General features: G+C 74.9%; 3 protein-coding genes. All 3 read left to right on the top strand.

Annotation, left to right across the window (positions count from 1 at the left end):
- Positions 1-395: ATP-binding cassette domain-containing protein (locus tag AB0J52_RS37360; RefSeq protein WP_500187677.1), on the top strand; the 395-nt coding region annotated here is incomplete at its 5' end.
- A complete protein-coding gene (locus tag AB0J52_RS37355; protein WP_500187675.1) occupies positions 392-1378 on the top strand; it encodes a metal ABC transporter permease in 987 nt (328 codons plus the stop codon). The genes AB0J52_RS37360 and AB0J52_RS37355, both read left to right, overlap by 4 nt.
- Positions 1375-1770 carry a Fur family transcriptional regulator gene (locus AB0J52_RS37350; protein ID WP_500187673.1) on the top strand — a complete coding sequence of 132 codons (396 nt, stop codon included), beginning with the start codon at positions 1375-1377 and terminating at the stop codon, positions 1768-1770. Before AB0J52_RS37355 ends, AB0J52_RS37350 begins: the two co-directional genes overlap by 4 nt.
- Positions 1771-2181: the final 411 nt, after the last annotated feature.

Here is a 2181-nt window from a genome sequence, read left to right as displayed (position 1 = left end):
CCCGCGACTCCGCGCACCTGCTGTCCGGCGGCCAGCAGCAGCGGGTGCTGATCGCCCGCGCGCTGGCGGGCGAGCCCGACGTGATCGTCATGGACGAGCCGACCGCCGGGGTGGACGCCGGGAACCAGGAGGCCCTCGCCCGGACCCTCGGCATGCTGGCCGGGGAGGGGCGCACGGTGCTGCTCGTCCTGCACGAGCCGGGCCCGCTCGAACCGCTGATCACCCGGACCGTCCGGCTGGACGGCGGCCGGATCGCCGCCGAGACCCGGCCGCGCGCGGCCGTCCGTCCGGCGGAGCCCACCACCGAGACCACCGGCACCGGAGCGGAGACCGCCACGGGCACCGGAGCGGAGGCCGCGCAGGCGTCCGGGACGACCGCGGGGAGCCTGGCATGAGCGACGTGCTGTCCTACGACTTCATGCGGATCGCGCTGGCGATGGCGGTCCTCATCGGGCTGACCGCGCCCGCGATCGGCACCTTCATCGTGCAGCGCAAGCTGTCGCTGCTCGGCGACGGCATCGGGCACATCGCGCTCACCGGGATCGGGCTCGGCCTGCTCACCGGCACGTCCCCGGTCCTCGGCGCGCTGGTCGTGACCGTCCTCGGCGCGCTCGCGATCGAGCTGCTGCGGGCGCGCAGCCGCAGCGGCGGGGACGTGGCGCTCGCGCTGCTGTTCTACGGCGGGCTCGCGGGCGGCGCGCTGCTCACCCAGGCGCAGGGCGGCGGCTCCAGCCTGCAGTCCTACCTGTTCGGCTCGATCAGCAGCGTGACCATGGGCGACCTGTACGTGGTCGCCGGGCTGGCGGTCGCGGTGCTCGCCATCGTGGTGGTGTTCGGCCGCGACCTGTTCCTGCTCTGCCAGGACGAGGAGCTGGCCCGCGCGGCGGGACTGCGGGTGCGGATGCTGTCGGTGCTGATCGCCGTGACCGCCGCGGTGACCGTGGTGATCGCGATGCGCGCGGTCGGGCTGCTGCTGGTCGGCGCCCTGATGATCATCCCGGTGGCGGCGGCGCAGCAGCTGGCCCGGGGCTTCCGCGCCACCATGCTGGCGGCCATGGTGATCGGTGTACTGTCGGCGGTGTCGGGGCTGCTGAGCTCGTTCCAGTACGATCTTCAACCGGGCCCGTCGATCGTGCTGCTCGCCCTCGCGGTGTTCCTGGTCGCGGTCGTCGCCGGCGCGGCGCTGCGCCGCCGCAGGGCGGCCGCGCCCCGGACGGCCACCGGCGAGACGGTGACCGGCGACGGGCCGGCGCCGTCGGCCGGCGGAGACCCGGACCCGGGCGCGGCGGCCGCCGCGACGCCCGGAACGGCGGCCCGCGCGGCGGGCACGGCCGGCCGCGCCGACGTGCGGGCCGAGGCGGAGGTGCTCGGAGGATGACCAGGGGAGGGACGACGTCCCGTCGGAACGCGGTGCGCGAGGCGCTCTCGGGGTGCGAGGGGTTCCGCAGCGCCCAGGACATCTACGCCGACCTGCGCGCGGACGGTTCGAAGATCGGGCTCACCACGGTCTACCGCGCGCTGCAGGCGCTGAGCGACGCCGGCGAGGTGGACGTGCTGCGCACCGACGAGGGCGAGGCCGTCTACCGGGCCTGCCGCACCGAGGAGCACCACCACCACCTGGTCTGCCGGCAGTGCGGGCGGACGGTCGAGGTGGCCGGTCCCGCCGTGGAGCGCTGGGCGGACGCCATCGCCGCCGAGCACGGGTTCAGCGACATCACGCACACCGTGGAGATCTTCGGCCGCTGCGCCGACTGCACCCCGGCGGAGTAGGCGCGTCGGCCACATAAGCACCCCGGCGGCACAGGCATCCCGGCGAGGTAGGCGCGTCGGCGGAGTGGACGCGCCGCCATCCGGCCCCATGCCCCCGCCCCATGCCGCCGCCCACGACCGCCCCGCCCATGACCGCCCCCTGGGCCGGATCGCCGCCGGAGGCAACCGGCGACAGATGAGAACATCCATGCCTGTTTTCGACACTTTTCACCAACTACACCGAATACCACTCATGTAATAAATGTCCCCATAGCCACGGCGGGCCCGCCGATCGGGTCGCACGGGGGAGCCCTGGCGCTCGCATGAGAGGGCGTTCATGAGAACCTCCCCCCGCCTGGCGCTCGGAGCCGCACTGCTCGCCGCTCCGCTCGCCGCCGCCGTCCCGTCCGCCGCGTCCGCCGCTCCCGCTCC

It is taken from the genome of Spirillospora sp. NPDC049652 (genome assembly GCF_040675125.1).
Taxonomy (GTDB): domain Bacteria; phylum Actinomycetota; class Actinomycetes; order Streptosporangiales; family Streptosporangiaceae; genus Spirillospora.
Note: the sequence above shows the minus strand (reverse complement) of the source record. Positions and strands in the feature narration are given on the sequence as shown.